Origin of the sequence: Burkholderia diffusa (assembly GCF_902499115.1) — a bacterium.
Taxonomy (GTDB): Bacteria; Pseudomonadota; Gammaproteobacteria; order Burkholderiales; family Burkholderiaceae; genus Burkholderia; species Burkholderia diffusa.
In genome coordinates this window covers 61,252-88,093 of sequence record NZ_CABVPN010000033.1, presented here as the reverse complement: position 1 = coordinate 88,093, position 26,842 = coordinate 61,252, and the positions used below count along the sequence as shown (strand labels likewise).

Sequence of the window (26,842 nt, the reverse complement as noted above, 5' to 3'; positions counted from 1 at the left end):
CCCTGTGCGGCCATCACGGCCGGGCTCGTGTAGTTTTCCGACGCGATCAGCTCGATGTGCTCTTCCTGGCGGCGGTTTTCCTGCTCGATCGCTGCAAAGATTTCGGGATCGACGTTCGCGATGGTGCTTTGGGCTCTGTCAAACATACGGTTTCCGTTAAGTGTGTACAGGTTGACCGGAGTGGCCGAGTACATTGCGCTGCTGGCGGAACCAGCCCGACGTGGCGGAAGAATCCGTATGACGCGAGGCAGGACAGCCACCGGCGATGCACGCGACGGCGCACAACGGCTGCCCAGGCGAACGGCAAAAACGGCGCCCCGCGCTTCACGGTGGGATGCTCCACCTTGAACCCGAAGGGTTCTATCGCCAGTCACGCAGGGGTGATGAGCGCGTTAGTGTATTGGATGCGTCATGAATAGGCAACCGCACGGCGGGACGCCCGAAGCAATTGGGGCCAGACTGTACGCGCCCGTACCGGAACGCTGTGCCGCCTTGCCGCGGTGCCGCAATCTCAGTAGGCTTGCGGGATACTATCCGCTACTTTGTTACCGACCAGGAGCAGCAATGATCGTGTTCGTCACAGGCGCGTCCGCCGGCTTCGGCGCCGCCATCGCCCGTGCCTTCGTCAAGGGCGGCCACCGCGTCGTCGCAACCGCGCGCCGCAAGGATCGTCTCGATGCGCTCGCCGCCGAACTCGGCGATTCCCTGCTGCCGCTCGAGCTCGACGTACGCGATCGCGCGGCCGTCGAGGCCGTGCCGGCCGCCCTTCCCGCCGAATTCGCAGCACTCGACGTCCTCGTCAACAACGCCGGCCTCGCGCTCGGCGTCGAGCCGGCCCAAAAGGCCAGCCTCGACGAATGGCACACGATGATCGACACGAACTGCACGGGCCTCGTCACCGTTACGCACGCGCTGCTGCCCGGCATGATCGAGCGCGGCCGCGGTCACATCTTCAATATCGGCTCGGTCGCGGGTTCGTACCCTTATGCGGGCGGCAACGTCTACGGCGCGACCAAGGCTTTCGTCAGACAATTCAGCCTGAACCTGCGCGCCGACCTGCTCGGCACGCCACTGCGCGTCACCGATATCGAGCCGGGCCTGTGCGGCGGCACCGAGTTCTCGAACATCCGCTATCGCGGCGACGACGCAAAAGCGGCGAGCGTCTACAACAATGTCCAGCCGCTCATGCCCGAGGACATCGCCGACACGATCTACTGGATCGCGACGCGCCCGGCACACGTCAACGTCAACACGATCGAGCTGATGCCGGTCGCGCAAGCGCCCGGCGGCCCGACCGTCCACCGCGGCTGAAAGTCGCGCGGGCCCGCCCCCTCTCGGGGCCGGCCCGCAGTGTGCTACGGCATACTACATTCCGTTACGAATCGGTTACGAATCCGGCCTCGGCCTTCCGGTAAAATGCGCGCCATGACTCAGCCTACCCGCTCCCCGGACGCGCACTCCGGCTTCACTTGGCCGGTACGCGTGTACTACGAGGACACCGACGCAGGCGGCATCGTCTTCTATGCCAACTACCTGAAGTTCTTCGAACGCGCTCGCACCGAGTGGCTGCGCGCATGCGGCATCGACCAGCGTCGGCTCGCCGACGATACCGGCGCGATCTTCATCGTTCGCAGCACATCGCTCGACTACCGCGCGCCGGCGCGACTCGACGACGCGCTGACGATCACGAGCCGGCCCGGGCGCATCGGCCGCGCATCGGTGGAATTCACGCAGGAAGCTTGGTGCGGAGACACGCTGCTCGTGGCCGGACACATCCGCCTCGGCTGCGTCGACCGAACCGGCATCCGGCCCGCAGCAATCCCGCCGGTCGTGCTCGACGCGCTGCAACGCGGGCCCGTCATCGACGCCGGGCAGACTGTATTGTCAACGAAGCTCGGATGAGCACCGTTTAGACAAAGCCTATGAACTTGCCCTCCTGAATCGATACTAAGCAAGGTTCGGCGCCAGGCCAGGCCGGCGCGCCGCGCCACACGCATACCGTGCGCCCTCGCCGGACACCCCCGAAGGGACGTTACTCAAACCTCTATGAACACTTCTCAAGACCTGTCGATCATTTCCCTCGTCCTCAACGCGAGCGTGCTGGCCCAGGCCGTGATGGGGCTGCTGCTGCTGCTGTCGCTGATGTCGTGGACCTTCATCTTCCGCAAGTGGTTCGCGATCCGCCGCGCACGCGCGCAGACCGAACGCTTCGAAAGGGATTTCTGGTCGGGCGGCGACCTGCAGGCGCTGTATCAAAGCGCGGCCAACAATCGTCACACGATCGGCGCGCTCGAGCGGATTTTCGAATCGGGGATGCGTGAGTTCCTGAAGGGGAAGGAAAAGCGCATCAGCGACCCGGGCCTCGTGCTCGACGGCGCGCGCCGTGCGATGCGCGCGTCGTTCCAGCGCGAAATGGACGTGCTCGAAGCGAACCTCGCGTTCCTCGCGTCGGTCGGCTCGGTCAGTCCGTACATCGGTCTGTTCGGCACCGTCTGGGGGATCATGAACTCGTTCCGCGGCCTGGCGAACGTGCAGCAGGCGACGCTCGCGAACGTCGCACCGGGCATCGCCGAGGCGCTCGTCGCCACCGCGATCGGCCTGTTCGCCGCGATTCCGGCGGTTGTCGCGTACAACCGCTACGCGCACGACATCGACCGCCTCGCAATCCGCTTCGAGACCTTCATCGAAGAGTTCTCGAACATCCTGCAGCGTCAGGCCCAGTAAGGAGCGCGCCATGGCAGGAAGTCCCATTCGATCCAGCATGCGCGGCGGCCGCTCGCGCCGCGCGATGGCCGACATCAACGTCGTGCCGTACATCGACGTGATGCTGGTGCTGCTCGTGATCTTCATGGTCACGGCACCGCTCGTCGCCCCGTCGATCATCAATCTGCCGACCGTCGGCAATGCCGCCCCCCAGGAACAGACGCCACCAGTCGTCGTCAACATCAAGGCCGACCGCACGATGAGCGTCAAGTACAAGGGCGACTCCGGCGCGACGCAGGAAGACACGATGACCAAGGCCGAGCTCGACAGCTTCATCTCGGCCCGGCAGGCTGACCATCCCGACCAGCCCGTCGTGATCGCGGCCGACAAGACCGTGCAGTACGATGCCGTCATGACCGTGATGTCGGACCTGAAGGCGCGCGGCGTCAAGCGCGTCGGCCTCCTCGTCAAATCGCAATGAACCGGCAGCAATCCACGCGCGGCAACGCCTATCCGTCTCAGCCCCCTCGCGAGCGCGGCACCTGGCGCGCGTTCGCGCTCGCGGCGCTGATGCACGTGCTGCTCGCGTTGTTCCTCTATCACGGCGTGCAGTGGCAGAACAGCACGCCGGCAGGCGCCGAAGCCGAACTGTGGACCGAGGTGCCCGACGTGCCCGCGCCGCGGCCCGTCGTCACACCCACGCCGCCCGCGAAGCTCGCACCGCCCCCTCCCCCGGTCAGGGACGAGCAGGCGGACATCGCGCTGCAGCAGAAGAAACGGCAACAGGAAGCGGCCGCGCGCGAAGCGCTGCTCGAGCAGCAGCGCCGCGCGCAGCAACTGAAGACCCAGCAGGAAGAAGCCCGGCGCGAGCAGCTTGCGGCCCAGCAGGCTGCTGCCCTCGCCGCGCAGAAGGCCGCCGAGCGCGAAAAGCAGAAGCAGGCGGACAAGCTCAAGCAACAACAGCTCGTGGAGCAGCAGAAGCTCGAACAGCAAAAACTCCAGCAGCAGAAACTGCAGCAACAGAAGCAGGCGCAGCTGGAAGCGCAGCAGGCGGCGAAGGCCAAGGCCGACGCGGCCGCGAAGGCGAAGGCGGAAGCCCAGGCAAAGGCGAAGGCCGAGGCGACGGCGCGCGCGAAGGCCGACGCGGCGGCGAAGGCGAAGCTCGACCGTGAGCGCAGCGCGCGTCTCGCGCAGATGCAAGGCATGTCCGGGTCCGGCGAAGGCGGCGGTGAAGGCCTCGCGAAAAGCGGTACCGGGACGGGCTCCGGCGGCAATGCCGCGTCGCCCGGCTATCCCGACAAGGTGCGTCGCCGTGTGAAGCCGAACATCGTCTGGGGCGGCGAGCGCGCGGGCCTGACGACGGTCGTCGCGATCCGCTGCACGCCGTCGGGCGACGTGCTGAGCGTTTCGATCCGCCGTTCGAGCGGAAATTCGGGGTGGGATCAAGCCGTGGTCAATGCGATTCAGGCGTCGGTCCCATTGCCGCCCGATTCTAACGGTCGTACCCCGTCCGACATTACGATTACCTTCAAGGCAGCGGAGTGATCGCAAATGCGCTTACACTCCGTGCGTCGCTGCCGGACGGGAACGAATCGGGTATTTTTACTGTCTCTGCGGTTGCGCAGCGATCCAAGTCACATGGGAAGCAAGAAGCATGAGTTTGATGACGAAACTAGGTTTCAGGGCACTCGTGGCCTCGTGTCTGATTGCGGCCGGCGGCGCCGCTAATGCGCAGGTCAACGTGCTGATCACCGGCGTCGGTTCGACCCAGTTCCCCATCGCCACCGCGAATTTCGTGAACGAGGCGAACCTGCCGCAGCAGGTCACGTCGATCGTCCGCGCCGACCTCGCGCGCAGCGGCAAATTCACCAATATCGACGCGGGCAGCACGCCCGTGCCCGAAACCGCATCGGTCGATCTCGGCGCATGGAAAGCCAAGGGCGCGAACGCGTTCGTCGCCGGCAGCGTGAACCGCGACGCCAACGGCCAGTACAAGGTGAACTTCATCCTGTACGACACCGTGAAGCAGCAAAGCCTCGGCGGCCTGTCGCTGACGGCGAACGACAACACGCTGCGCACGGCTGGCCACAAGATCGCCGACTACATCTACCAGAAGTTGCTCGGCGTGCGCGGCGTGTTCGCCACGCGTCTGTCGTACGTGATCAAGACGGGCAACCGGTACCAGTTGCAGATCTCGGACTCCGACGGCCAGAACGCACGCATCGCGCTCTCGAGCACCGAGCCGATCATCTCGCCGGCGTGGTCGCCGAGCGGGACGAAGGTCGCGTACGTGTCGTTCGAGCGCAAGAAGCCGATCGTCTACATCCATGACCTGCCGACGGGCCGCCGCTACATGGTCTCCGACCAGAAGGGCAACAACAGTGCGCCGGCGTGGTCGCCGGACGGCAACACGCTGGCCGTTGCGCTGTCGCTGACGGGCAATACGCAAATCTATACGGTCAATGCGAACGGCGGCGGTCTGCGCCGGCTCACGCAGAGCAGCTCGATCGACACCGAGCCGTACTACTCGCCGGACGGCCGCTGGATCTATTTCACGAGCGATCGCGGCGGCGCGCCGCAGATCTACCGGATGCCCGCGCAAGGCGAAAGCGCCGGCTCCGCGCAACGCGTGACCTTCACCGGCAGCTACAACACCAGCCCGCGCATCAGCCCGGACGGCAAGTTGCTCGCCTACATCTCCCGCACGGGTGGGGGGTTCAAGCTGTACGTTCAGGATCTGCAAACCGGCGCGGCGAACGCCATCACGAATACCAATCGCGACGAATCGCCGAGCTTCGCGGCAAACGGCCAGTACCTTCTTTACGCTACCCAGTCGGGTGGTCGCAACGTGCTGGCAGCAGTGCCCTCCGACGGCAGCGCGCCGCCGCAGATCCTGTCCGTCCAGGGCGGCTCCGTTCGTGAGCCGTCGTGGGGGCCCTTCATGCAATGACCACAAGGAGAGTAACCATGATGTCGAACAAAGCTCGTCTGGCCCTGGCCGTGATGATGATCAGCGCGCTCGCAGCGTGTAAGTCGGGCGTCAAGCTCGACGACAAGGCCAACGCGGGCGCGATGAGCACGCAGCCGAGCGCCGACAACGTCGCGCAGGTGAACGTCGATCCGCTGAATGACCCGAACAGCCCGCTTGCGAAGCGCAGCATTTACTTCGACTTCGACAGCTATTCGGTGAAGGACGAATACCAGCCGCTGCTGCAGCAGCACGCTCAGTACCTGAAGAGCCACCCGCAGCGCCATGTGCTGATCCAGGGCAACACCGACGAACGCGGCACGAGCGAGTACAACCTTGCGCTGGGTCAGAAGCGTGCGGAGGCTGTCCGCCGCGCGATGGCACTGCTCGGCGTGAACGACTCGCAGATGGAAGCCGTGAGCCTCGGCAAGGAAAAGCCGCAAGCATCGGGTCACGACGAAGCATCGTGGGCGCAGAACCGCCGCGCCGACCTCGTCTACCAACAGTAAGTAACGGAAGAGTTGCCGTATGACGCACCGTGTATCCTGGCTGCGGATGGCCGCAGCATTCTGCGTCGTCGGCGCGGCGTGGTCGGCCGCGCCGGCGCACGCCGGCATGTTCGACGACAACGAGGCGCGCCGCGCCGTGCTTGATCTGCGCAGCAAGAGTGACAACCTGTCCAGTCAGTTGTCGGCCGCCCAGCGTACGATACTCGATCAATCCGGCCGTATCGACCAGCTGAACCAGCAGGTCGCGACGCTGCGCGGCGAGAACGAAGACCTGACGAACCGGCTGACGACGCTCGAGCGGCAGCAGAAAGAGTACTACCAGGATCTCGACACGCGGCTGAAGAAGTTCGAGCCGCAACAGGCGACGATCGACGGCGTGGAAGGCACCGTGCAGCCGGGTGAAACGGATGCGCTCAACGCGGCGCAACAGCAGTTCCGCAACGGCAACTTCAAGGCGGCGGCGGCTTCGTTCCGCGCGTTCATCGCGAAGTATCCGCAGAGCCCCTACCAGCCGACCGCGCAGTACTGGTACGGCAATGCGCAATACGCGCTGCGCGACTACCGCGGTTCGACTGCAACGTGGCAAGGGATTGTGAGCAAGTTCCCGCAGCACCCGCGCGCGGCCGACGCACTCGTGGCAATCGGCACGAACCAACTCGAGCAGGGCCAGAAGGCGGCTGCAAAGAAGACGTTCGAGCAGGTCGTGTCGCAATACGCTGGATCGAACGCTGCGCAGACGGCACAGGGCAAGATCGAAAGCATCAAATAAATTATGGTGACGGGTTGTTGACAGACCAGCGATCCGCCGCTATAATTTTTTGCTCTTTGGGTCGTTAGCTCAGTTGGTAGAGCAGCGGACTTTTAATCCGTTGGTCGCGTGTTCGAGTCACGCACGGCCTACCAAGATGTCAAGAAGGGGCTTCCGGGAAACCGGAAGCCCCTTTTTCATTGTTGTTGCCTCGCGAGCAGGTGTGCGCCGCTGCACGCAGACACTTCTCCCCTCTTCGATTTCGCCAACGGTTCGTCGTCGAGCACGACGCCCCCGCCGGCAACCTCACGAGTCGCGCTGCGCGCGCCGCCAGCGCCCCGGCGTCGTGCCGAGCACCGCGCGAAATGCCTTGCCGAACGCCGCCTCCGACTGATAGCCGACTGCCTGCCCGATCTCCGCCTGCCCGCGCTGCGTGTCCTGCAGCAGCGCGCACGCATGCATCATCCGGATCTGCGCGATGAACGCGCCGACACTCATCCCGGCCCGCTCGCGGAAATGCCGTGCATATGTCGCGCGCGACATCGCGGATGCATCGCCGAGCGACTCAACCGTCCACGGCTTCTCCGGCGCCTGCAGCACGGCCTGAACCGACGGGCCGAGCCGCGCGTCGGCCGCAAGCGCGAGCCAGCCGGACGGCACGCGCGCACCACGACCGTATGCGCGCAACGCATACGCGAGCAGCGCCTGGCCGAGCGCGTTCACGATCGCGCCGGCGCCCGGTTGACCATTCGACGCCTCGGTGCGCAGCACGCTCGTCAGCAGCTGCAGCGGCGCGAACCCCGACGCCTCGCGCAACCCGACATGCAGTACATGCGGCAGCGTGCGCATCAGCAGTTCACCCGCACCGCGCGCATAGACGAACCGTCCACACAGCAGGTCCACGCTCGCGCCGCCCGGTTCGGCCGGATCGAGATTCGACTTGACCGGCAGCACCGTGCCACCGCCCGTCCCCAGATCGCGCAGCGCTGCAACCGGCCCCAACCGGCCGGCTCCTGCGTCGAGCAGGTCGTGCGCGCCACCCGCGGGCAGCAGTACGAAATCGCCGTCGGCGAGCTGCAGCGTGCGCCCGTCCGCGGTACGCATCCGGCACGTTCCGGCCAGCACGAGGTGAAACGCGGCCTCGCCGGGCGGCAACGGATCGTGCGGCATCGCGAACGGGCCATCGAGCAGGCAGCGCACGTCGAGTTCGACATGGCTGCGGCCCAGCGATAGTAGTTGACTGAGGGCATCCATGAGACGATCTCGCTAAAAATTGACACTCTAGCGTATCGAAACCCTCAGCGCGAACGATCAGAATAGGTCTGCATCGCCCGAGATCGCGGCGCCCGCCGCCCTCCTCACCTCTTCTCGAAAGGACGCATCATGCTGAACTGGAACGAATACCGGAAGGAACTCTCGACGCGCATCGGCGACATCGCCAAGCTGTCGCCCGATACGCTGGCCGGCTACAAGGCGCTGTCCGGCGCCGGCGCCAAGACGGGTCATCTCGACGCAAAGACGCGCGAGCTGATCGCGCTCGCGGTGGCCGTCACCACGCGCTGCGACGGCTGTATCGCCGTGCACACGGCGGAAGCCGCAAAGCATGGTGCGACCAAGGAGGAAGTGGCCGAAGCGCTCGGCGTCGCGATCGCGCTGAATGCGGGCGCGGCGCTCGTCTACTCCGCCCGCGTGATGGACGCGCTCGGCGACTGACGCGTGCACGAAGGACGCGGCACCCGCCGCATCCTTCATCGACGATCGACCGGCGCAGTCTGCCAACCGGCGAGCGTGCGGCAGCCGCGTATAACGGCGCCGCGAAGTCGGCTACCATGCGCGAGAGGATTCATCGCGAAGGAGCGCTCCATGTGCCGCTGGCTCGCCTATACGGGTAATCCGATCCATCTCGAGACCGTACTGTTTCGCGCGAAGCATTCGCTGATCGACCAGAGCCTGCATTCGGAACTGGGCGCCACGACCACCAACGGCGACGGGTTCGGCATCGGCTGGTACGGCAACCCCGACGAACTGCCGTTCCGCTACCGCTCGGTGCATCCCGCGTGGAACGATCGCAACCTGCGCGAAGCCGCGCGCGCGATCCGCTCGCGGATGTTCATCGCGCACATCCGTGCTGCAACCGATACGCCCGTGCAGGAAACCAACTGTCACCCGTTCCGCCACGGCCGCTGGCTGTTCGCGCACAACGGGCTGATCCGCGATTTCCACAAGCTGCGCCGCGACCTGACGATGAAGGTCGACCCGGCGCTGTTCGCTACGCTCGAAGGCTCGACCGATTCCGAGCTGATGTTCCGTCTCGCGTTGACCTACGGCCTCGAGCAGATGCCGCTGCCGGCGCTCGAACGCATGGTCGGCGTGATCGAGGAAACCGCCGCGCGATACCGAGTCGCCGAGCCGCTCAACATGACGATCTGCGTGACGGACGGCGACCGGATCATCGCGGTGCGCTACTCGAGCGAACGGCAATCGCGCTCGCTGTTCCACAGCACGTCGTTCAGGCATCTGCACGAACTTTATCCGCACAATCCGCGCATCGTCGAAGCGGGCGACGACGCGTTCATGGTCGTGTCGGAGCCGCTCATCGACCTGCGCGACGCATGGGAGGAAGTGCCCGAAAGCACGGTGATCGTCGCGCATGGGGCGGATGTGCAGCAGCGGCCGTTCAATCCGCGGCACAAATAGGTTGAAGCGGCGTTTAAAGTCCCCGCCACACCAGGTGAAATGAGTCCGAATCGGACCGGATTTAACGAGGAATACGACAGGCACGTCACCAGCCACGACGCCACCCGCCATGTCGGTAAAGTAAAAATATTGCGATTCCAAATCTCGATATAAAACGGGTGATTCGCGCCGATCGAATCGAGCATGATATAGTTGCCATCGATTTTTAGTATCAAAAAACCATCACCGCATTCGGCGTCGACTTCCGCTTGCACTCTCCTTGTCGCGGCTTTGCGCAAATGTTTGCGTGCGACAGCACGTCCGATGAATCCCGCGCAAGCGCACGGAGAATCGCGATACACCGCACACGACCGGCATCATCCGAGTCCTGCGGTATAGAGAATTAATAGTCTTTCAACGCAGACTGTGCGGTTGATACATGCGTCGCCTCGAAGGAATACCCTAGAATATGCGTGCAACCCAGCCCCCAGATCCGTCGGGGCAGCACGATTTCTTGATACTCTTCGTCCTGCGTCAATCGAGGGCGACGCGCACGAACGAGAGCAAGGCAGGACTCACTGCCGTTAACATAAAAAGAGGCTACATGATATTGGTTACAGGTGGCGCCGGCTTTATCGGTGCCAACTTTGTGCTGGATTGGCTGCGTCAATCCGACGAATCGGTTCTGAACGTCGACAAATTGACCTATGCGGGCAATCTCGGAACATTAAAATCGGTGCACGGAAACCCGAAGCACGTGTTCGCGCAAGCCGATATTTGCGACCGTGCGGCGCTCGATGCGCTGTTCGCGGAATACACGCCTCGCGCAGTCCTGCATTTCGCTGCGGAAAGCCACGTCGATCGCTCGATTCACGGGCCGGCGGATTTTGTTCAGACCAATGTCGTCGGAACATTCACGCTGCTTGAAGCTGCACGCCAGTACTGGAATACGCTGCCTGCGGCAGACAAGGCCGCATTCCGCTTTCTGCACGTTTCCACGGACGAAGTATTCGGTTCGCTGTCGCCTGCCGATCCGCAATTCTCCGAAACGACTCCGTACGCACCGAACAGCCCCTATTCGGCAACGAAGGCCGGCTCCGATCATCTCGTGCGCGCCTACCAGCATACGTACGGCCTGCCTACGCTCACCACGAACTGCTCGAACAACTACGGCCCATACCAGTTCCCCGAGAAACTCATTCCGCTGATGATCGCCAACGCGCTCGCCGGCAAGCCGTTGCCCGTGTACGGCGACGGCCAGAACGTACGGGACTGGCTGTACGTCGGCGACCACTGCAGTGCGATCCGCGAGGTGCTCGCGCGCGGCCAGACCGGCGAGACGTACAACGTGGGCGGCTGGAACGAGAAAACGAATCTCGAGGTCGTGCACACGCTGTGCGACCTGCTGGACGAACTGCGACCGAAATCGGCGGGTTCGTATCGCGACCAGATCACTTATGTGACCGACCGGCCGGGCCATGATCGACGCTACGCGATCGATGCACGCAAGCTCGAGCGAACGCTCGGCTGGAAGCCCGCCGAAACGTTCGAAACCGGCCTCGCGAAAACGGTGCGCTGGTATCTGGACCATCAGGAATGGGTCGACGAAGTCGCTTCGGGCGACTACCGGAAGTGGGTCGCAACGAACTACGCGCACCGCGCGTAAGGGGAACGGACATGGCGCGCAAGGGCATCATTCTCGCCGGCGGTTCCGGCACACGGCTCTATCCGATCACGCATGCGGTCTCGAAGCAGTTGCTTCCGGTCTACGACAAGCCGATGATCTATTACCCGCTCTCGACGCTGATGGTCGCGGGCATTCGCGACGTCCTGATCATCTCCACGCCGCAGGACACCCCACGCTTCGAAGCCATGCTCGGCGACGGCAGCCAGTGGGGGATGAACATCCAGTATGCGGTGCAGCCGTCGCCCGACGGCCTTGCACAGGCGTTCATCATCGGTCGCGAATTCGTGGGCAACGATCCGTCGGCGCTCATTCTCGGCGACAACATTTTCTATGGTCACGACCTGGCGAAACAGCTCGAGCACGCAGACGCGCAAGACGCGGGCGCGACGGTGTTCGCCTATCACGTGCACGATCCGGAACGTTACGGCGTCGTCGAATTCGATCAAGACTTCCGTGCCGTATCGATCGAAGAGAAGCCAGCCAAGCCGCGTTCGAACTACGCCGTGACCGGTCTCTACTTCTACGACAACCGCGTGTGCGACATCGCCGCCGACATCGAGCCGTCGCCGCGCGGCGAGCTGGAAATCACCGACGTCAATTCCCGCTATCTCGCGGACGGCGCGTTGAACGTCGAGATCATGGGCCGCGGCTATGCATGGCTCGACACCGGTACCCACGATTCGCTGATCGAGGCCGCGAGCTTCATCGCGACGCTGCAGAAGCGGCAAGGCTTGGTCGTCGCCTGCCCCGAGGAGATCGCGTACCGCCGGCAGTGGATCGATGCCGAGCAGGTGCAGAAGCTCGCGCAGCCGCTGTCGAAAAACGGCTACGGCAAATATTTGCTGAACATTCTCACGGATCAGGTTGCATGGCCATCACGGTAACTGCTACGGCGCTCCCCGAAGTCAAGATCGTCGAGCCGAAGGTATTCGGCGACGCGCGAGGCTATTTCTACGAGAGCTTCAACGGACGCGAATTCGCGGCGCTCGTCGAGGCCGACGTCGAGTTCGTCCAGGACAACCACTCGCGTTCGGTAAAGGGCGTGCTGCGCGGGCTCCACTACCAGATCGAGCACGCGCAGGGCAAGCTCGTGCGCGTGGTCGAAGGCGAGGTATTCGACGTCGCGGTCGACATCCGGCGCAGTTCACCGAACTTCGGCAAATGGGCCGGCGTGACACTGTCGGCCGACAACCATCGCCAGCTCTGGGTGCCGCCCGGCTTCGCGCACGGTTTCGTGGTGCTGTCGGAGTCGGCGCAATTCCTCTACAAGACCACCGACTACTGGTTCCCTGAGCACGAGCGCAGCTTGCTGTGGAACGATCCGGAGATCGGCATTGATTGGCCGCTCGAAGGCGAGCCCGTGCTCGCGGCCAAGGATGCGGCTGGCAAGCGGCTCGCCGAAGCCGAGTACTACAAGTGAGCGGCGCCGTGGAACAGAAAAAACGGCCCGAGCAACGGACCATCCTGCTCACCGGCATCAATGGCCAGGTGGGATTCGAGCTGGCGCGCAGCCTGCAGGGTCTCGGCAAAGTGGTCGCACTCGATCGCGGCGCGCTCGACTTGTCGCGCCTCGATCAGGTGCGCGACGTCGTGCGCCACGTCAGGCCGGACCTCATCGTCAACCCGGCGGCCTATACGGCCGTGGACCAGGCGCAAAACGACGTCGCGTTGGCCACGCGCCTGAATGCGGAAGCGCCAGCCGTGCTCGCCGAAGAAGCGAAGCGCATCGGCGCGGCGCTGATCCATTACTCGACGGATTACGTGTTCGCCGGGACGAAGAACGGCCCGTACATCGAGGACGATCCGGTCGATCCGCAAAACGTGTATGGCACGACCAAACTCGCGGGCGAGCAGGCGATCGCGGCATCCGGATGCGCGCACCTGATTTTCCGTACCAGCTGGGTGTACGGAACGCGCGGCAAGAACTTCCTGTTGACCATGCTGCGCCTCGGCGCCGAGCGTGACGAACTGAAGATCGTCGCGGACCAGATCGGTGCTCCGACCTGGTCGAAAACGATCGCTGCGCTCAGCGCGAACGTCGCTGCGCAGGCCATCGGCGCCTCCATGAACGAACGGGACGGACAGCACGAATGGTGGAACACGCATTCGGGTATCTATCACCTGTGTGCGGCCGGTTCGACTTCATGGCATGGATTCGCCGAAGCGATCTTTCGTCTCTCGAATCTGTCGAAGAAGCCGTCGTTGTCGCCCATTCCCGCCAGCGCTTATCCGACACCCGCATCGCGCCCGGCCAATTCCCGCATGTCGAATGCAAAACTGGCGGAGCACTTCGGCTTGTGCGCGCCGCATTGGGAAGCCGCGCTCGAACTGTGCATGAAAGAGATTTGATGCGCGCCGTCAGCCGCGACGCGTGAGCCGCATGCGTACCGAATCAAGCTCGGCAGGCAGCCGTCGCGAGCGCTGACGCGACCGCGTCAGCGCGACAAAGCCGAGCCGCTCGTACAGTGCGCGGGCGCGCTCGTTGCGGGTCAGCACGTCGAGCACGATGTCGCGGCTGTCGTCGTCCGGCAACGCACCGGTCTCGAGCGCGTCGCGCAGCAGTGCGGTGAAGATGCCCGTGCCGCGCCGCCGCTCGTCCGTCGCGCAATGCGCGATGAGGATCTGCCCACGCTTGGGCGCCGGAATCTCCGTTTCGAGCACCAGCCCGCGCAGCAGCTGGCCGATCGTGCGGCGCACGCCGAAAAAGCGCGCCAGGGCCCACACGACGTGAACGTCGTCGAACAACGTCCGGCGCCCGTCATGAATGGCCATCACGGCATGCACGGTGCCGTCGGCGCCGAGCGCGACCCGATGCCTGCGCCACGAGAACCGGCCGTGACGCGACCGGAACGCCTGTTGCAGGAACGCGATGCAGCGCGCGTCGCTCTCACCGAGGAAGAAACCGAATTCGCCGACGCCGGATGCGAACACGAGCGGTGCGCATGCCGCCGCATCGTCCGCGCATGCGGCGCGAAACGGCGTCGACGCGCCGGCTTGCGGCACGTCGAACGACGGCGCAAGCACCGCGGCGGGCATCATGCCGCCCGCCCCGCCAGGCGGGCCAGCACATCGACCGTCCGGCTGATCTGCCCGGGCTCGTGCGTCGAGCAGATGAAGAACCGCAGGCGCGCGGCCTTCTCCTCGACGGCCGGATAGAAGATCGGCTGCACGTTGATCCCTTCGTCGAACATCGCGTTGGCCCACTGCGCGGCTTTCAGCGAACTTCCGGTGATCACCGGCACGACCGCATATCCGGCGCTCGTGCCGGTGTTCAGCCCCGCCGCGCGTGCCTCGGTCAGGAATTGCTGCCCGCGCGCCTGCAGTTGCGCAACCCGCTCCGGTTCGGCCTGCAGGCGTTCGAGCGCGGCCAGCGACGCTTCGGCGAGCGTCGGCGCGAGTCCGACGCTATAGAGAAAGCCCGGCGCCAGATGGCGCAGCATGTCCACGAGCGGCTGACAGCCGGCGATGAAGCCGCCGCAACCGGCCAGCGTCTTGCTCATCGTGCCCATCCACACGTCGACCTGGTCGGGCGCGACCGCGCAATGTTCACGGATGCCCTTGCCCGTCGCGCCGAGCACGCCGAGCGAATGCGCTTCGTCGACCAGAAGGAACGCACCGTGGCGCGTCTTCACGTCGACGAAACGCTGCAGGTCCGGGAAATCGCCATCCATGCTGTACAGCCCCTCGATCGCGATCAGCACGTGCCGGTATTCGCGACGCACGCGCGACAGCAGTTCGTCGAGCGCCTGCCAGTCGTTGTGCGCGAAGCTCAGCCGTTTCGCGCCGCTCAGCTGCGCACCCTGCACGATGCTGTTGTGCGCGAGCGCGTCGTGGACGATCAGGTCGCCGGGGCCGAACAGTGCGCCGATCACGGTCACATTGGTCGCGTGGCCGCTCACGAACGCGACGCAATCGTCGGTCTCGTAGAACGCGGCCAGCGCCCGCTCGAGGTCGCGCTGCACCGGACGCTCACCCGCGACCATGCGGCTCGCGGACGCCGACGTGCCGTAGCGGTCAATCGCGGCCTTCGCACGTTCGGATACGGTCGGATCGCCGGCGAGACCGAGGTAGTTGTAGTTCGCGAAGTTCACGTACTCGCGACCGCCGATCTGGGTGGTCGCGCCGGCAACGCCATCGTGCACGCGGAAGAACGGCGAGTCGACGCGCAGCTTCTCGCCCATCTCGCGCATGATCCTGACTTGCTGATACTGCGGCATCGATTCGAAACGGCTGCGCGCCGACGCGGCCTGCGCCGCCGGCGTACCGGGCACGCCGGGCGCCGCGGCAGCTTCCGTTGCGCGCTCAAGTTGCCGCTTCAGCGCTTTCGCCGCCAGTTGCTGGCGAAGGTGTTCTCCGAGTGCCATGTCTTTGGTTCCGGGCAGTCCGTCCGTTGTGTCCGCGTTACGCGGATACGTCGACCCATTCGTACGCGTCGGGCGTACCGAGCAACGCGCTGAGAAGTCGGTAGTTCATTTCGTGGGTAGGGCGATGCGCGATGACGCGCCCGAGCAGCGGTGAGCCCGCGAGCGCCAGATCGCCGACGAGATCGAGCACGCGGTGACGCACGAATTCGTCGGGCGCGCGCAGTCCGCCGATCACGTGATTGCCGATGATCGACGCCGTGCAGGACGGCCTCGCGCCGCGCAGGATCGGCGTGCCCGTCAGGTAGCCGACCGCGATCGCCGGCACGGCCCACTTGATCCGCCCGTACGAACGCGACGACGAAATCTCGCTGGCGAACGTCCCCGGCGTGAGCTCGCCGTCCCACTGCATGTCGCCGAACCCCTTGAGATCGTCGCGCACGCTGAATTCGTATCGCTCGGCGGGCTCGACGCGCAATTCGCGCCGTGACGCGCCCTCGCCGTCGGCCACGCTCACCGGCTTCAGCACCCGGAGAAAGCGCTTCGAACGCTGCAATTCGGCACGGCCGCCGGCCGTGATCGCGTCGATCCACGGCCGCGCACTACCATCGAGAATCGGCACTTCTTCCGCATCGAGTTCGACGATCGCGTGATCGATCTCGCATGTCAGCAGCGATGCAAGCAGGTGCTCGACCGTACGCACGCCCATGCCGTCGTCGGCACGCAGCATCGTGCAGAGCGGCTGCGCGCGACGCACCGCCGGACCGGCGGCAAGCATCCCCAGTTGATGATCGCCGCGCATGCGGCGAAACACGATCCCGTGCCGTTCGTCCGACGGCGTCGCGGGCAGGATCCGCACCTGGACCCGGCGCCCGGTGTGCAGACCATGTCCGGTCATCGTCACCGGCCGGGCGACCGTGCCTTCGTTGGCCTGCCATCCCTGCGGTGCTTTCACGCGGCATGAACCGGCGTCGACTTGCATGTTGCTGCCCCCTGGTTTTTTTCGTGATCCTGACGACGTGCTAGCGTCGCCCGCGCCTCATCGCCCAATGCATGCCGCGCGACCAGCGCTTGCGCCAGTTCGTCCACGGCCGCGGTCTTCTCGTCGCCGCTACGCTCACCGAGCAACTCGACGATGCGCTCGGCCAGCGTATGCACCGTCGCGCCTTCCGCAATCGCCATGATCGACAGCTTGACGCCGAAGGTCTCCTCGACGGCCATGCCGAGCTCCATGCCCATCAGCGAGTCCATCCCGAGATCGAGGACCGACCGGCCTGCATCGACGCGCTCCGGCGACATATGCAGAATCCGCGCGATCTGGCCGCGCAGCACGGTCTCGACGAGCGCGACTGCCTCGGCCGGCGGCAACGTACGCAATTGCTCCAGCAACACGCGATCGTCGCTCGACGTTTCGGCCGTGCCACCCGTGTGCAACGCCGTGTAACGCTGAGCGTGCGCGGCCGGCATGCCGCGCGAAATGGCACCCCAGTCGAGACGCACGACGGCTTCGCCGGCGGTCCCTTGGGCAAGCGCGCGTTCGAGCGCGGCCATCGCTTCGTCCGACGTGATCGACGCACCGCCGATCCGCGACTGCAACGCCTCGCGCGTGCCGGCGTTGCGCGCCAGGAAGCCGACGTCCTCGATCGGCCCCCACGCCATGAACATGGCCGGCTGGCCGGCCGCGCGACGATGTGCGACCAGCGCCTCGAGGAAGCCGTTGGCGGCGACGTACGCACCCTGCCCCGGGTTGCCGAGACAGGTCGTCGCCGACGAATACACGATGAAGAAATCGAGCGTGCACCGCTGCGTCGCGCGATGCAGGTTCCATGCGCCCGCCACCTTCGGTTCGAGCACGGCCGCGAAGCGCGCGTCGTCGACGTTGCGCAGCAGCCCGTCGTCGATCTGCATCGCCGAATGCAGCACGCCCTTGAGCGGCGTTCCGCGACGCTCGATCTTGTCGACGAGGCCGTCGAGCGCCGTGGCGTCGGTCACGTCGCATCGCGCGACCGACACGTCAGCGCCGAGCATGTCCCGCCAGCGGTCGGCTTCCGCCTGCATTGCCGCGCCCAGCGCGCCGCCGCGACTCGCGAGCGTCAGGTGCCGCGCGCCGCGCTCGATCATCCAGCGCGCGGTCGCGAAGCCCAGCCCGCCGGTGCCACCGACGATCAGGTACGCGGCGTGCGGGTCGAATCGCAGCGCCGGCACCGCAACGCCACGCGTCGGCGCCGGCGTGCCTGACGGATAGGTGACCAGCACCTTGCCGATCTGGCGTGCCTGCTGCATGTAGCGGAATGCTTCCTCCGCACGTGCGGCCGGGAATGCGCGGTATGGCAACGGATGCAGCACGCCCGCAGATAACAGGTTCATCACCTCCTCGAACAGTCGTGCCGTCAGCGACGGCAGCACGCCCATCAGTTGATCCGCGTCGATGCCGAAATAGCTGATGTTGTTGCGGAACGGCCGCAGGCCGATCTGGCTATTCTCGTAGAAGTCGCGCTTGCCGAGTTCGAGGAAGCGGCCGAACGGACGCAGCGTATCGATGCTACGCACCATCGCTTCGCCCGCGAGCGAATTGAGCACGATGTCGACGCCTTCGCCGTGCGTGCGCGTACGGATCTCGTCGGCGAACGCGAGGCTGCGCGAATCGAACACGCGGTCGACGCCGAGCAGGCGAATGAACTCGCGCTTCTCGTCGCTGCCGGCAGTAGCGAAGACTTCCGCGCCGAGATGGCGCGCGATCTGGATCGCCGCGATGCCGACCCCACCCGCGCCACCGTGCACGAGCACGCGCTCTCCGCGTCGCAGTCGCGCCAGTTCGCACAACGCGTAGTACGCGGTGAAGAACGTCGTCGGAACCGTGGCGGCCTCCTCGAACGACATCGTGTCGGGCTTGTGTGCGATCGCGGTCGCGCGCGTGACCACGCGTGTCGCGAACGATGCGGGCGCGAAACCCAGCACCGCGTCGCCCGGTGCAAACCCTTCGACGTCGGCGCCGACCCGCGCGACGCGTCCCGACATTTCCATGCCGATCGTCGCGCCCGCGAAGCCCGTCTCGACGGCTTCGTCGGACAGCAGCCCCATCGCGTACATCACGTCGCGGAAATTGAGCCCCGTCGCCATCGGCTCGATCTCGACCTCGCCGGCGGCGAGATCGCGTGCCGGCATCGCGAACCATTCGAGGTTGCGCAACGAACCCGGCATGTCGAATGCGAGCCGCGCGCCCGACCGGCCCGATGCGCGTGACAGCGCGCCGTCACGCTCGGCCGCCTGCGCGGCCGGCAACATGCGCGGCACGTAGCGGCCCTGCGGCGCCAGCCGCACTTCCTCCTCGCCATCGTCGCCAAGCAGCGCCATCGCAAGCTGCGATGCCGGTTGTTCGACGGCGCGATCGACGTCGATCAACCGGAGCGGCAGCGTCGGATACTCGTTCGCGATCACGCGGCCGAGACCCCACAACGTTCCATGCTCGGGGTGTGACGACGTGCCTGCGGCAAACGGCGCGCCGCCACGCGTCACGACACACAGTCGCCCGCGCTCCGTCGCGCCGGCTGCATCGAGATCGCGCACGATCGATGCCAGCGCGAGCGCGCCACCGCGCTGCGCGCGCATCATGGCCGCACCGTCGGCTGTGTCGAGCGATGCAAGCGGCGCCACGAACACGACATGCGCCGGATGCCCGGCCGGCTGGCGCGCCGACCATGCCGCGGCGTCACGCACCGCTGCCGACTCGACACGGCAACCCAGCCGCTCGAGCTCGCCCGACAGGGCGATGCCGAACGCGTCGACATCGTCCTGCACGATCAGCCAGTGCGCGTCGTCACTCTGCGCCATGCGACGCGCCCGATCCTCATCCCGCGATGCGCCGGCCGCTTGCTCGCGGGCAGCGGGCTTGCGCGCGACGAAGAACGTCGGCGTGCCCTCGAGATCGAGGCCTTGTTCGGTATCACGCACCACGTCGACCAGCCCGGCGCGTTCGCACATCGACTCGATCGCGGCCGGCGCCAGCGCACCGTACGCGCCGGCGGCGCCCGCGCCACTGGCCGTGCCGAACACGATGTCGGAGAATCGACTGCGGCGCGCATCGGCAATGACGACGAGCCCGCCGGGCGCGAGCCGTTCGGCGATCGCCGTCAGCGCGGCGAGCGGATCCGGATGATCACCCAGCATCCGGTTGACGATCACGACGTCGAACGGCGTCGTATCGCGGCATTGCGAGAACAGCGGCGCGTCGGTCGCGAACGCCAGCGTCCGCACGTGCGCGTGCGCTTGCGCATCGAATCCGGCGAGCTGCTGCGGCGTACCCGCCAGCAGGTATTCGCAGCGACCGGCCGGCACGTCCACGTCGAGCGGTTGCAGCACGTCGCCGCTCGCGGCACCGAACTCCAGTACACGCAAGCGGCGTGCGTCCGGCCACGCCGCGACGGCCTGCGTCACGCAGGCGGCGAGCAGCGCGCGCGCATGCGCCCAGGTCGGCGATGCATCGAAGAACTGTTCGACCAGACTGCGCCCGGTCGACGACAGCGGCACGCCCCCGGGCGACGCATCGCGCAGCACGCGCGGCAGCGCCGCGCCGACGTGTGCCAGCAGCGTCAGTTCGGCGACATGGGCCGGCGATGCCGCCAGCACGTCGCGCCACAACGCGTCACGCGCGGGCATCGCCGCGCAGGCTTCGTCATCGCGAACCAGACGATCGCCTTCGAAGCGCGCCAGCCCGTCCTCGACGACGATTTCCGCCAGTCGCTCGACCTGTTGCGGATGCGTGTTCGTCAGCAGCGCCGGCTGGGCGAACGCGCCGAGCGCATCCAGCGCATCGAGCGCATGCAGACCGGCAAGCACGTCGAGCAGCGGCAGCATTTCGGTCAGATGCTTCGTGCGGCGCTCGAGGTCCTCACGCGCCGCGACGTGCGCGTTCGCACGCTCGACGAGCACGCCCGGCGGCGGCAACGCGTCGGCCGTGTAACCGGCCGGCAGCGGCCGCGCTTCGAGCACGTAGGCAAAGCGCGCGGGCGCGCCGTGACAGCGCCCGGCGAGATCGACGCGGCGGAAGCGGCACGCGGAAAGGCGCGCGACGATCTTGCCGTTTGCATCGATGAATTCGAACGACGCGAGGATGGAATGCGGGCTGCGGCGATGAATGCGCGCCAGCACGCGACGAATCGCTTCGCCGCTCAGGAAATCGACACGACCGATCTGCACGGGGACAAACGCCGACTGCGCATCGTTCGGCGTGGCACCGGCCTGCGCCAGCACCGCGAACAGCGGATGGAAGCCGCTGTCCATCAGCGCGGGATGCAGCAGATAGTCTGACCGCGCACGCGCATCGACAAGGACCGGCGGCACATCGAGCTCGGCAAGCGCGTCGTCGCCCGACACGCGCAGCGACCTCACCCATCGGAACGCCGGCCCGTAGCTCAGGCCGATCGCCGTCGTGCCCGCATACAGTGCATCGCCGGACAGCGCAGGACGCGACTGCAGACGGGTGACGACGGACGCATCCGGCGTGCTGTACGCATCGAGCGTATTGCCGCTTTCGAGCAGGCGCCCCGTCACGTTCAGGTTCCATGGGCCGTCCGACATCCGGTCGCGTGTCTCGATCGTAAACGACGCGGTGCGCACGTCGATCGCGAACCGGAACAGCTTCGCATGCTGCGGCTGGAACACGACCGGCATCCGGATCTCGACGTTCTCGATGGCCACATCCGGTGTGCCGAAGAACGTGCGCGCCGCCGCGAGTGCCATCTCGACATAACCGGCGCCCGGAAACGCGATGCCGCCGTCGACCACGTGATCGGCGAGCATCGGCACGCGCTGCGGATCGAGCTGATTCTCCCAGGCGAACGCATGCTCGTGCAGACGATAGCCGAGCAGCGGATGATCGACGCGGCGATTCACAAGCCCGTAACCCTCGACGCTCGGCACGAGCCAGTAACGCTCGCGCTGCCACGGATAAGTCGGCAGCGCGGCGTGCGGGACATCGGGAACGAGACGATCGAGATCGACACGCGCCCCCTGCGCGACCGCCGACAGGAACGAATGGGCGAGCATTTCCGCACTATCGTGCTGACGCTTGAGCGTCGGCACGACGACGCCCGGCGCGACGCGTGCGGCAAGCGTCTGCTTCACGTAAGTGCGCAGGATCGAATGCGGGGCGATCTCGACGAACACGCGCACGCGATCGTCGGCCAGGCGAGCAATTGCATCGCCGAAACGGACCGGCTCGCGAATGTTGCGCCACCAGTAATCCGCGTCGAGCGCGGTACCCGGCAACGTGTCGCCGGTGACCGTCGACACGAATCGCGTATGCGTATCGCGCGGCGCGAGATCGGCCAGCCCGTCGCGCACGACCGGCTCGATTACATCCATGCGGCTGCTGTGGAACGCATAGTCGAGGCCGAGCATCTGATAGAAATGGCCTGCGTCCGCGAGCGCTGCACCGATTGTTTCGAGCGCGGCTTGCGAACCTGCGAGCGTCACCGAGTCGGGGCTGTTGGTGCCCGCGATTTCAATGGCCGCAGCGAGATCGAGACGCGCGATCCAGTCGCGCGCCGCGGCTTCGCCGATGCCGGCCGCCGCCATCCTGCCCGCGCCGCGCGTCAGGCCCTGGGCACCGCTGCGAATCCTGATCACGCGCACGGCCTCGGCGAGCGTCAGCGCGCCCGACACCCAGGCCGCCGCGATCTCGCCGACACTGTGGCCGACCGCCGCGTCGAAGCGGATGCCGCGCGCGGTCAGCACACGCGTGATGCCGACCTGCATCGCGAACAGCAGCGGCTGCGCGTTCTCGGTCGCGGCGAGCCATTCGGCGTCGACACCCTCGCACATGACTTCGACGAGCGACGCGGTGCCGTCCGCGCGCCACAGCGCATCGACTTCGTCGAGCGCCGCGCGAAACACCGCATCCTCGGCATAGAGCCGCTTGCCCATCCCGGCCCATTGACAGCCGTTGCCCGCGTAGACGAACGCGACGGGCGCGTCACCTTCGATGGCCTGACCCTGCACGGCGCATGCCGGCAGCCCGCGCTCCGACGGCTCCGCGAGTGCGGCAAGCGCAGCCAAGCCTTCTTCGTGATCCGCCGGCGCGACGACCGCGCGATGCTCGAGCCATTGACGACGCCGTGCGGCGGCGGCCGCGAGTGCGGCCCAGTCGGCACCCGACTGCAGGCGCGCGAGATAGCGCGCGGCAACGGCTGCCAGCGCAGCCGGCGACCGTGCGGTGAGGACGAGCGGCGGCAACGGAGCATCGATCCTTGCCGCCGACTGCGCGACTGGCGCCGGCGCTGCCGCTTCGGTGACGACGACGTGCGCATTCGTGCCGCCAAAGCCGAACGAATTGATGCCGATGGTCAGCGGTGCGTCGCTGCGCTCGAGCGGCGTGAACCGATCGACCACGCGCAAGCGGCCGCCTTCGAAATCGATATTGGGGTTGGGCGTGTCGAAATGCAGCGAACGCGGCACCGCGCGGTGCTTCAGGCACAGCACGGCCTTCAGCAGACCGGCCATGCCCGATGCCGTTTCGAGGTGTCCGATATTGGTCTTGACCGAACCGATCAGCAGCGGATCGGATTCCGGCCGGCCGCCCGACACCGCATCGATCAAAGCACGCGCCTCGATCGGATCGCCGACCGCCGTGCCCGTGCCGTGCGCCTCGAGATACGCGAGCGTGCGCGGATCGATGCCCGCGCGCCGATACACGGCGCGCAGCAGGTCCGCCTGCGTCGCTGCTGCCGGCACGTTGATGCCGCCGTGCGAATGGCCATCCGAATTCACGCCCGATCCGGCGATGACCGCGTGGATCGTATCGCCGTCGGCCAACGCCTGGTCGAGCGGCTTGAGCAGCACGAACGCACCGCCTTCGGCGCGCACGTAGCCGTCGCCGGTGGCGTCGAACGCGCGGCAGCGGCCGCGCGGCGACAGCATCGACGCCTTCGAGAAACTGACGAATCCGAACGGATGCAGCAGCAGGTTGACCCCACCGGCAAGCGCCATCGCCGTCTCGCCGGACTGCAACGCGCGGATCGCCTGATGAAGCGCGACGAGCGAGGACGAGCATGCGGTGTCGACCGACATGCTCGGGCCGCGCAGGTCGAACAGGTAGGACACGCGGTTCGACGCGATGCTGAGCGTGTTGCCGGTTGCCGAATACGGATCGATCGTGTTCATGTCGTCCATATTGCGGTTGCCGTAATCCATGCCCGCCACGCCGACGAACACGCCGCAGTCGCGGCCGCGCATCGCGGCCGGACGCACGCCGGCGTCTTCGAACGCCTCCCACGCGAGTTCGAGCAGCAGCCGCTGCTGCGGATCCATTTGCGCCGCCTCGCGCGGCGAGATGCCGAAGAATTCGGCGTCGAAGCCCGCGACGTCGTCGACGACGCCCGCGGCGAACGTGTAGCTCTTTCCCGGCTCCCGTTTCGACGGGTGCTGGTAGAACGCCGTGCCGAATCGATCCGGCGGAATGGCGGTCACGGCATCGCGTTCGTCACGCAGCAGGTTCCAGAAGTCGTCGGGTCCCTCAACCCCACCGGGAAAGCGGCAAGCCATCCCAACTATTGCAATTTTCTTTTCCATCATCACGCCGGCGTCTGCAGCATCCCGGTCGGCGAAGCGGCGCGAGTGCAATCGACGTGCACCATCGCGCGCTGTATCGCGGCACCGAGACTCTCGACGCGAACGTTTCGGTGCTCGCCGAAATCGTTCGCGAAGTTGCGCCAAATAAAGTAATCGCTATTGGTCGGTTCGGTTTCGAGCGCGTCGAACACCGAAGTCAGAGCAGGAACATGGTCGCCGTAAAAGCACAGCACGGTCGGTCGCTCCCGCTTGCGGAGATAATCAGTCAGCTTGCCGATCATGCGGTCGGCATTCTCGACGTGTCGAAGATAGGCGGTCAGGTCGCGCCAGCGCGCGTCGTCGCCGAGCGTATGCCGCGATTCGGATTCGCCCGGTCCGACCGGTTCGAGATGCAGCGGCCCGTGGTTTTCCATCGTGATCGCGAACGCGAAGACCGGCCCGTCGCCGTGCTCCTGAAGGGCCGCGATGATCGCATCGGCCACGGGGCCGTCTCCGACATACGGCCCGATTCGCGCCGCACCGCCGAAGTCCCGAATGTCGAGAAAGCGGTCGAAATGCATGAACCGGAATGCCCGGTTGCGCCCGAAAAAATCGGCGTGGTAAGGATGAATCGCGAGCGTGCGATATCCGCCTCGCTTGAACCAGCCCGCCAGCGACGCACACGCGCGGCGCACATACATGTACGGGTAAAAGCGCGAATAGCCGAGCGATGCCGACGGCAATCCCGTCAGCATCGCGAATTCGCTGCGCATCGTGTTGGCGCCCCAGGCGGGAACGTCCAGGCTGCCCTGCGTGAATGCCTCGCGGCGGGCGCGATCGAGATTCGCGTACGGCTCCGACGACACGCATGCGCCAAGACGACGCGCGTCGAAATAGGATTCGCTCTGGATGACGATCACGTCCGGCGTGCTGTCCGGACGGCCGCGTGAGAATGGCCCGGCGTCGACCGCGCGAAAGAACGCACTGCGCTCCTCACGCCGCAGCCCGTTGACGAGGTAAGCGACGAATGCCGCGAAGAAACCCGTCCGACGCTGGTCCGCCATCGGGTCGAGCGTCAGCGGCGTGCGACGCGACAGCGCGACACAGACCGGCACGCAAGCGACCGCGATCAGTGCGGCGGCGCCACGCGCCAGCGTGCCCGCTGGTTGTTCGAGCAAAAAACCGATCGTCGCGACCGCCACGGCGGCAACGATGCCTAACACCTTGCCCGCACTCAGAAACGGCAGATAAAGACGCGGATGGGCGAAAACCTGGCTGAACAGGCTCAAGTCCGTAAAGACGAAGGGCTCGCGCAGGGATTCGTATTTTGCGTTGCTGATGACGGCCAGCAACGCGATCAGCACGAGGGCGGCGGATGCCGAGAAAAGCGGCCGAGCCGTCACGGCGAAAGTCGCGCTCGCCACGATCGCGAACGCGCAGACATGCAGTGCGATCGCCGCGGGCGAACGGGTGAGCGACGCGCGCGGATACGCGATGGCCTCTACGAGAAACGAGAGTGCGGCTGCGGCAGCCGCGAACGCGAATCCGGGCAGCACGTCACGCCTTCCCGCGCGGGAGATAGGACAGACGACCGAGAATGGCATCCGCCAGCGTGGCCGGCAGCAGGCGCAGCAACTTGATGCCGAGGGCAAGACTGAACGGAAAGGCAATTTCCACGCGGCGTCGCGCGAGGCGCTTCTTGATGTACCCGGCAGCCTTGTCCGCACTCCACATGAACGGTTTGCTGCCCGGGAAGACGTCGCTCATCGCCGTGCGGACAAAGCCCGGCATCACGACCGACAGGCCGATGCCCTCGCGTGCGAGGATCGGGCGCACGGAATCGCAGTAGGCGACCAGCGCCGCCTTGCTCGCGCAGTAGGCGGGCGAGATGGCCATGCCCCGCAATGCGGCGAGCGAACTGACGACCGCGATCTGCCCGCACCGGCGCATGCGCATCCGGTCGATGGCCGGCAGCACCGCATGCAACGCGCCGTACAAGTTGGTATCGACGACGTCGGCGGTGCGCGCCATATGCTCCCAGTCGTCCGCGGACTGCAGCGTGCTGGCCACGCCCGCATTCGCAATCATCAATTCGATTGGATACCGCGTATCGAAATCGATCATCCAGTCCTGAACGGCGGCCGAGTCGCGCACGTCCATGCAGCCGATCACGACGCGGGCGCCGCGCGCACGGCATTCCGCGGCGACGGATTCCAGCCGCGCCGAATTTCTGCCGATCAACCCCAGCGTGGTATCGGGCGCGGCATAACTCAATGCCAGCGCACGTCCAAGCCCGGCACTGCTGCCGGTTATCACGATTGCTCGCGGCCCGCTTGCGCTCACCTGCCCTCCCCGGTTGCGAATATTGCTGCTTGCCATCGTTTTAAACAGACTTTGTTTTTCAGCGATGCTGGTTATCGATCTTCAAGCGCCAAGCGCTGCCTGATATTTCGATCAAGCAGCAGACAACATTTTCGATTTATTGCGTTCGATTATTTCGTATGATTTGACCATGCCCGCAACACGCCACGCATTGGCATGGCACATCGACGTAACGATGTACGACCACCCGAATCAGGGTTGCGAAAAAGTGTGCGGGCCATGCAGCGAATCGACACCGCATGGAAATTTGCGCGGCGCGAA

At 65.9% G+C, this 26,842-nt stretch carries 21 protein-coding genes, 1 tRNA gene, 1 pseudogene and 1 riboswitch; of the genes and pseudogenes, 15 read left to right on the top strand and 8 right to left on the bottom strand.

Annotation, left to right across the window (positions count from 1 at the left end):
* A pseudogene (gene glyA, locus BTE28158_RS28050) lies at positions 1-146 on the bottom strand (serine hydroxymethyltransferase); the annotation flags it as partial.
* Positions 147-283: 137 nt separating this feature from the next.
* Positions 284-384, bottom strand: a riboswitch (ZMP/ZTP riboswitch).
* Positions 385-564: 180 nt separating this feature from the next.
* Between glyA and BTE28158_RS28045 the strand changes: the two are divergent.
* The 9 genes from BTE28158_RS28045 to BTE28158_RS28005 all read left to right on the top strand — a co-directional run bounded on the left by BTE28158_RS28045 (position 565) and on the right by BTE28158_RS28005 (position 7,083).
* Complete coding sequence (locus BTE28158_RS28045; RefSeq protein ID WP_059608335.1) at positions 565-1,311, top strand: SDR family NAD(P)-dependent oxidoreductase; 747 nt, start codon at positions 565-567, stop codon at positions 1,309-1,311.
* Positions 1,312-1,416: 105 nt separating this feature from the next.
* Positions 1,417-1,902, top strand: a complete 486-nt coding sequence (gene ybgC / locus BTE28158_RS28040) for a tol-pal system-associated acyl-CoA thioesterase (protein WP_059608334.1) — start codon at positions 1,417-1,419, stop codon at positions 1,900-1,902.
* Positions 1,903-2,046: 144 nt separating this feature from the next.
* Positions 2,047-2,724, top strand: a complete 678-nt coding sequence (gene tolQ, locus BTE28158_RS28035; RefSeq protein ID WP_059608333.1) for a protein TolQ — start codon at positions 2,047-2,049, stop codon at positions 2,722-2,724.
* A 10-nt stretch (positions 2,725-2,734) separates the two neighbouring features.
* Entirely contained in the window at positions 2,735-3,184 is a 450-nt protein-coding gene (gene tolR, locus BTE28158_RS28030) for a protein TolR (protein WP_006484943.1), read from the top strand.
* Positions 3,181-4,248, top strand: coding sequence for a cell envelope integrity protein TolA (gene tolA / locus BTE28158_RS28025; protein ID WP_059608332.1), 1,068 nt, complete (start codon positions 3,181-3,183; stop codon positions 4,246-4,248). The genes tolR and tolA overlap by 4 nt, the downstream gene beginning before the upstream one ends.
* A 109-nt stretch (positions 4,249-4,357) precedes the next feature.
* Positions 4,358-5,653: a Tol-Pal system beta propeller repeat protein TolB gene (tolB, locus tag BTE28158_RS28020; protein WP_151047860.1), complete on the top strand. Its 1,296-nt coding sequence runs from the start codon at positions 4,358-4,360 to the stop codon at positions 5,651-5,653.
* A 17-nt stretch (positions 5,654-5,670) separates the two neighbouring features.
* Positions 5,671-6,180: a peptidoglycan-associated lipoprotein Pal gene (gene pal, locus BTE28158_RS28015; RefSeq protein WP_059465490.1), complete on the top strand. Its 510-nt coding sequence runs from the start codon at positions 5,671-5,673 to the stop codon at positions 6,178-6,180.
* Positions 6,181-6,199: 19 nt separating this feature from the next.
* Positions 6,200-6,949 (top strand): tol-pal system protein YbgF, encoded by a 750-nt coding sequence (gene ybgF / locus BTE28158_RS28010; RefSeq protein ID WP_059608330.1) that lies wholly within the window; start codon positions 6,200-6,202, stop codon positions 6,947-6,949.
* 58 nt (positions 6,950-7,007) lie between these two features.
* A tRNA-Lys gene (locus tag BTE28158_RS28005) sits at positions 7,008-7,083 on the top strand.
* Between the two features lie 151 nt (positions 7,084-7,234).
* Here the strand turns inward: BTE28158_RS28005 and BTE28158_RS28000 are convergent.
* Positions 7,235-8,182 (bottom strand): cupin domain-containing protein, encoded by a 948-nt coding sequence (locus BTE28158_RS28000; protein WP_059608329.1) that lies wholly within the window; start codon positions 8,180-8,182, stop codon positions 7,235-7,237.
* A gap of 129 nt (positions 8,183-8,311) precedes the next feature.
* On the opposite strand from BTE28158_RS28000, the gene BTE28158_RS27995 reads away from it, so the two are divergent.
* The 6 genes from BTE28158_RS27995 (at position 8,312) to rfbD (ending at position 13,640) form a co-directional block, all read left to right on the top strand.
* A complete protein-coding gene (locus BTE28158_RS27995) occupies positions 8,312-8,641 on the top strand; it encodes a carboxymuconolactone decarboxylase family protein (protein WP_006484989.1) in 330 nt (109 codons plus the stop codon).
* A gap of 150 nt (positions 8,642-8,791) precedes the next feature.
* Positions 8,792-9,625: a class II glutamine amidotransferase gene (locus BTE28158_RS27990; protein ID WP_059608328.1), complete on the top strand. Its 834-nt coding sequence runs from the start codon at positions 8,792-8,794 to the stop codon at positions 9,623-9,625.
* 583 nt (positions 9,626-10,208) lie between these two features.
* A complete protein-coding gene (rfbB, locus tag BTE28158_RS27985; protein ID WP_151047892.1) occupies positions 10,209-11,270 on the top strand; it encodes a dTDP-glucose 4,6-dehydratase in 1,062 nt (353 codons plus the stop codon).
* 11 nt (positions 11,271-11,281) lie between these two features.
* Positions 11,282-12,175 (top strand): glucose-1-phosphate thymidylyltransferase RfbA, encoded by an 894-nt coding sequence (rfbA, locus tag BTE28158_RS27980; protein WP_059608326.1) that lies wholly within the window; start codon positions 11,282-11,284, stop codon positions 12,173-12,175.
* Positions 12,160-12,711, top strand: coding sequence for a dTDP-4-dehydrorhamnose 3,5-epimerase (gene rfbC / locus BTE28158_RS27975; protein WP_059608325.1), 552 nt, complete (start codon positions 12,160-12,162; stop codon positions 12,709-12,711). The genes rfbA and rfbC overlap by 16 nt, the downstream gene beginning before the upstream one ends.
* 8 nt (positions 12,712-12,719) lie before the next feature.
* Complete coding sequence (gene rfbD, locus BTE28158_RS27970; RefSeq protein ID WP_151047861.1) at positions 12,720-13,640, top strand: dTDP-4-dehydrorhamnose reductase; 921 nt, start codon at positions 12,720-12,722, stop codon at positions 13,638-13,640.
* Positions 13,641-13,649: 9 nt separating this feature from the next.
* On the opposite strand, the gene BTE28158_RS27965 is transcribed toward rfbD, so the two are convergent.
* The 6 genes from BTE28158_RS27965 to BTE28158_RS27940 are packed head-to-tail and all read right to left on the bottom strand — an operon-like array spanning position 13,650 to position 26,578.
* Entirely contained in the window at positions 13,650-14,327 is a 678-nt protein-coding gene (locus tag BTE28158_RS27965) for a GNAT family N-acetyltransferase (protein ID WP_124902722.1), read from the bottom strand.
* The gene (locus tag BTE28158_RS27960) at positions 14,327-15,655 is read right to left on the bottom strand and encodes an aminotransferase class I/II-fold pyridoxal phosphate-dependent enzyme (RefSeq protein WP_124625046.1); all 1,329 of its coding nucleotides are present in this window, start codon (positions 15,653-15,655) and stop codon (positions 14,327-14,329) included. The genes BTE28158_RS27965 and BTE28158_RS27960 overlap by 1 nt, the downstream gene beginning before the upstream one ends.
* Positions 15,656-15,692: 37 nt before the next feature.
* Positions 15,693-16,607, bottom strand: a complete 915-nt coding sequence (locus BTE28158_RS27955) for a UDP-3-O-acyl N-acetylglycosamine deacetylase (RefSeq protein ID WP_124625043.1) — start codon at positions 16,605-16,607, stop codon at positions 15,693-15,695.
* Complete coding sequence (locus BTE28158_RS27950; RefSeq protein ID WP_151047862.1) at positions 16,604-24,220, bottom strand: type I polyketide synthase; 7,617 nt, start codon at positions 24,218-24,220, stop codon at positions 16,604-16,606. Before BTE28158_RS27950 ends, BTE28158_RS27955 begins: the two co-directional genes overlap by 4 nt.
* A gap of 2 nt (positions 24,221-24,222) precedes the next feature.
* Positions 24,223-25,755, bottom strand: a complete 1,533-nt coding sequence (locus BTE28158_RS27945; RefSeq protein ID WP_244108033.1) for an LTA synthase family protein — start codon at positions 25,753-25,755, stop codon at positions 24,223-24,225.
* 1 nt (position 25,756) lies between these two features.
* On the bottom strand, positions 25,757-26,578 hold the full coding sequence (locus BTE28158_RS27940) for an SDR family NAD(P)-dependent oxidoreductase (protein ID WP_239007367.1): 822 nt from the start codon (positions 26,576-26,578) through the stop codon (positions 25,757-25,759).
* Positions 26,579-26,842: the final 264 nt, after the last annotated feature.

Bases quoted from the DNA above. Each gene is read 5' to 3' on its own strand.
- tolQ (WP_059608333.1), top strand. From the start codon at position 2,047: ATGAACACTTCTCAAGACCTGTCGATCATTTCCCTCGTCCTCAACGCG.
- rfbB (WP_151047892.1), top strand. From the start codon at position 10,209: ATGATATTGGTTACAGGTGGCGCCGGCTTTATCGGTGCCAACTTTGTG.
- BTE28158_RS28045 (WP_059608335.1), top strand. From the start codon at position 565: ATGATCGTGTTCGTCACAGGCGCGTCCGCCGGCTTCGGCGCCGCCATC.
- BTE28158_RS27965 (WP_124902722.1), bottom strand. From the start codon at position 14,327: ATGCCCGCCGCGGTGCTTGCGCCGTCGTTCGACGTGCCGCAAGCCGGC.
- pal (WP_059465490.1), top strand. From the start codon at position 5,671: ATGATGTCGAACAAAGCTCGTCTGGCCCTGGCCGTGATGATGATCAGC.
- tolB (WP_151047860.1), top strand. From the start codon at position 4,358: ATGAGTTTGATGACGAAACTAGGTTTCAGGGCACTCGTGGCCTCGTGT.
- BTE28158_RS27940 (WP_239007367.1), bottom strand. From the start codon at position 26,578: ATGGCAAGCAGCAATATTCGCAACCGGGGAGGGCAGGTGAGCGCAAGC.
- BTE28158_RS27960 (WP_124625046.1), bottom strand. From the start codon at position 15,655: ATGGCACTCGGAGAACACCTTCGCCAGCAACTGGCGGCGAAAGCGCTG.
- tolR (WP_006484943.1), top strand. From the start codon at position 2,735: ATGGCAGGAAGTCCCATTCGATCCAGCATGCGCGGCGGCCGCTCGCGC.
- BTE28158_RS28000 (WP_059608329.1), bottom strand. From the start codon at position 8,182: ATGGATGCCCTCAGTCAACTACTATCGCTGGGCCGCAGCCATGTCGAA.
- BTE28158_RS27990 (WP_059608328.1), top strand. From the start codon at position 8,792: ATGTGCCGCTGGCTCGCCTATACGGGTAATCCGATCCATCTCGAGACC.
- ybgF (WP_059608330.1), top strand. From the start codon at position 6,200: ATGACGCACCGTGTATCCTGGCTGCGGATGGCCGCAGCATTCTGCGTC.
- tolA (WP_059608332.1), top strand. From the start codon at position 3,181: ATGAACCGGCAGCAATCCACGCGCGGCAACGCCTATCCGTCTCAGCCC.
- rfbA (WP_059608326.1), top strand. From the start codon at position 11,282: ATGGCGCGCAAGGGCATCATTCTCGCCGGCGGTTCCGGCACACGGCTC.
- rfbC (WP_059608325.1), top strand. From the start codon at position 12,160: ATGGCCATCACGGTAACTGCTACGGCGCTCCCCGAAGTCAAGATCGTC.
- BTE28158_RS27950 (WP_151047862.1), bottom strand. From the start codon at position 24,220: ATGGAAAAGAAAATTGCAATAGTTGGGATGGCTTGCCGCTTTCCCGGT.
- ybgC (WP_059608334.1), top strand. From the start codon at position 1,417: ATGCGCGCCATGACTCAGCCTACCCGCTCCCCGGACGCGCACTCCGGC.
- BTE28158_RS27995 (WP_006484989.1), top strand. From the start codon at position 8,312: ATGCTGAACTGGAACGAATACCGGAAGGAACTCTCGACGCGCATCGGC.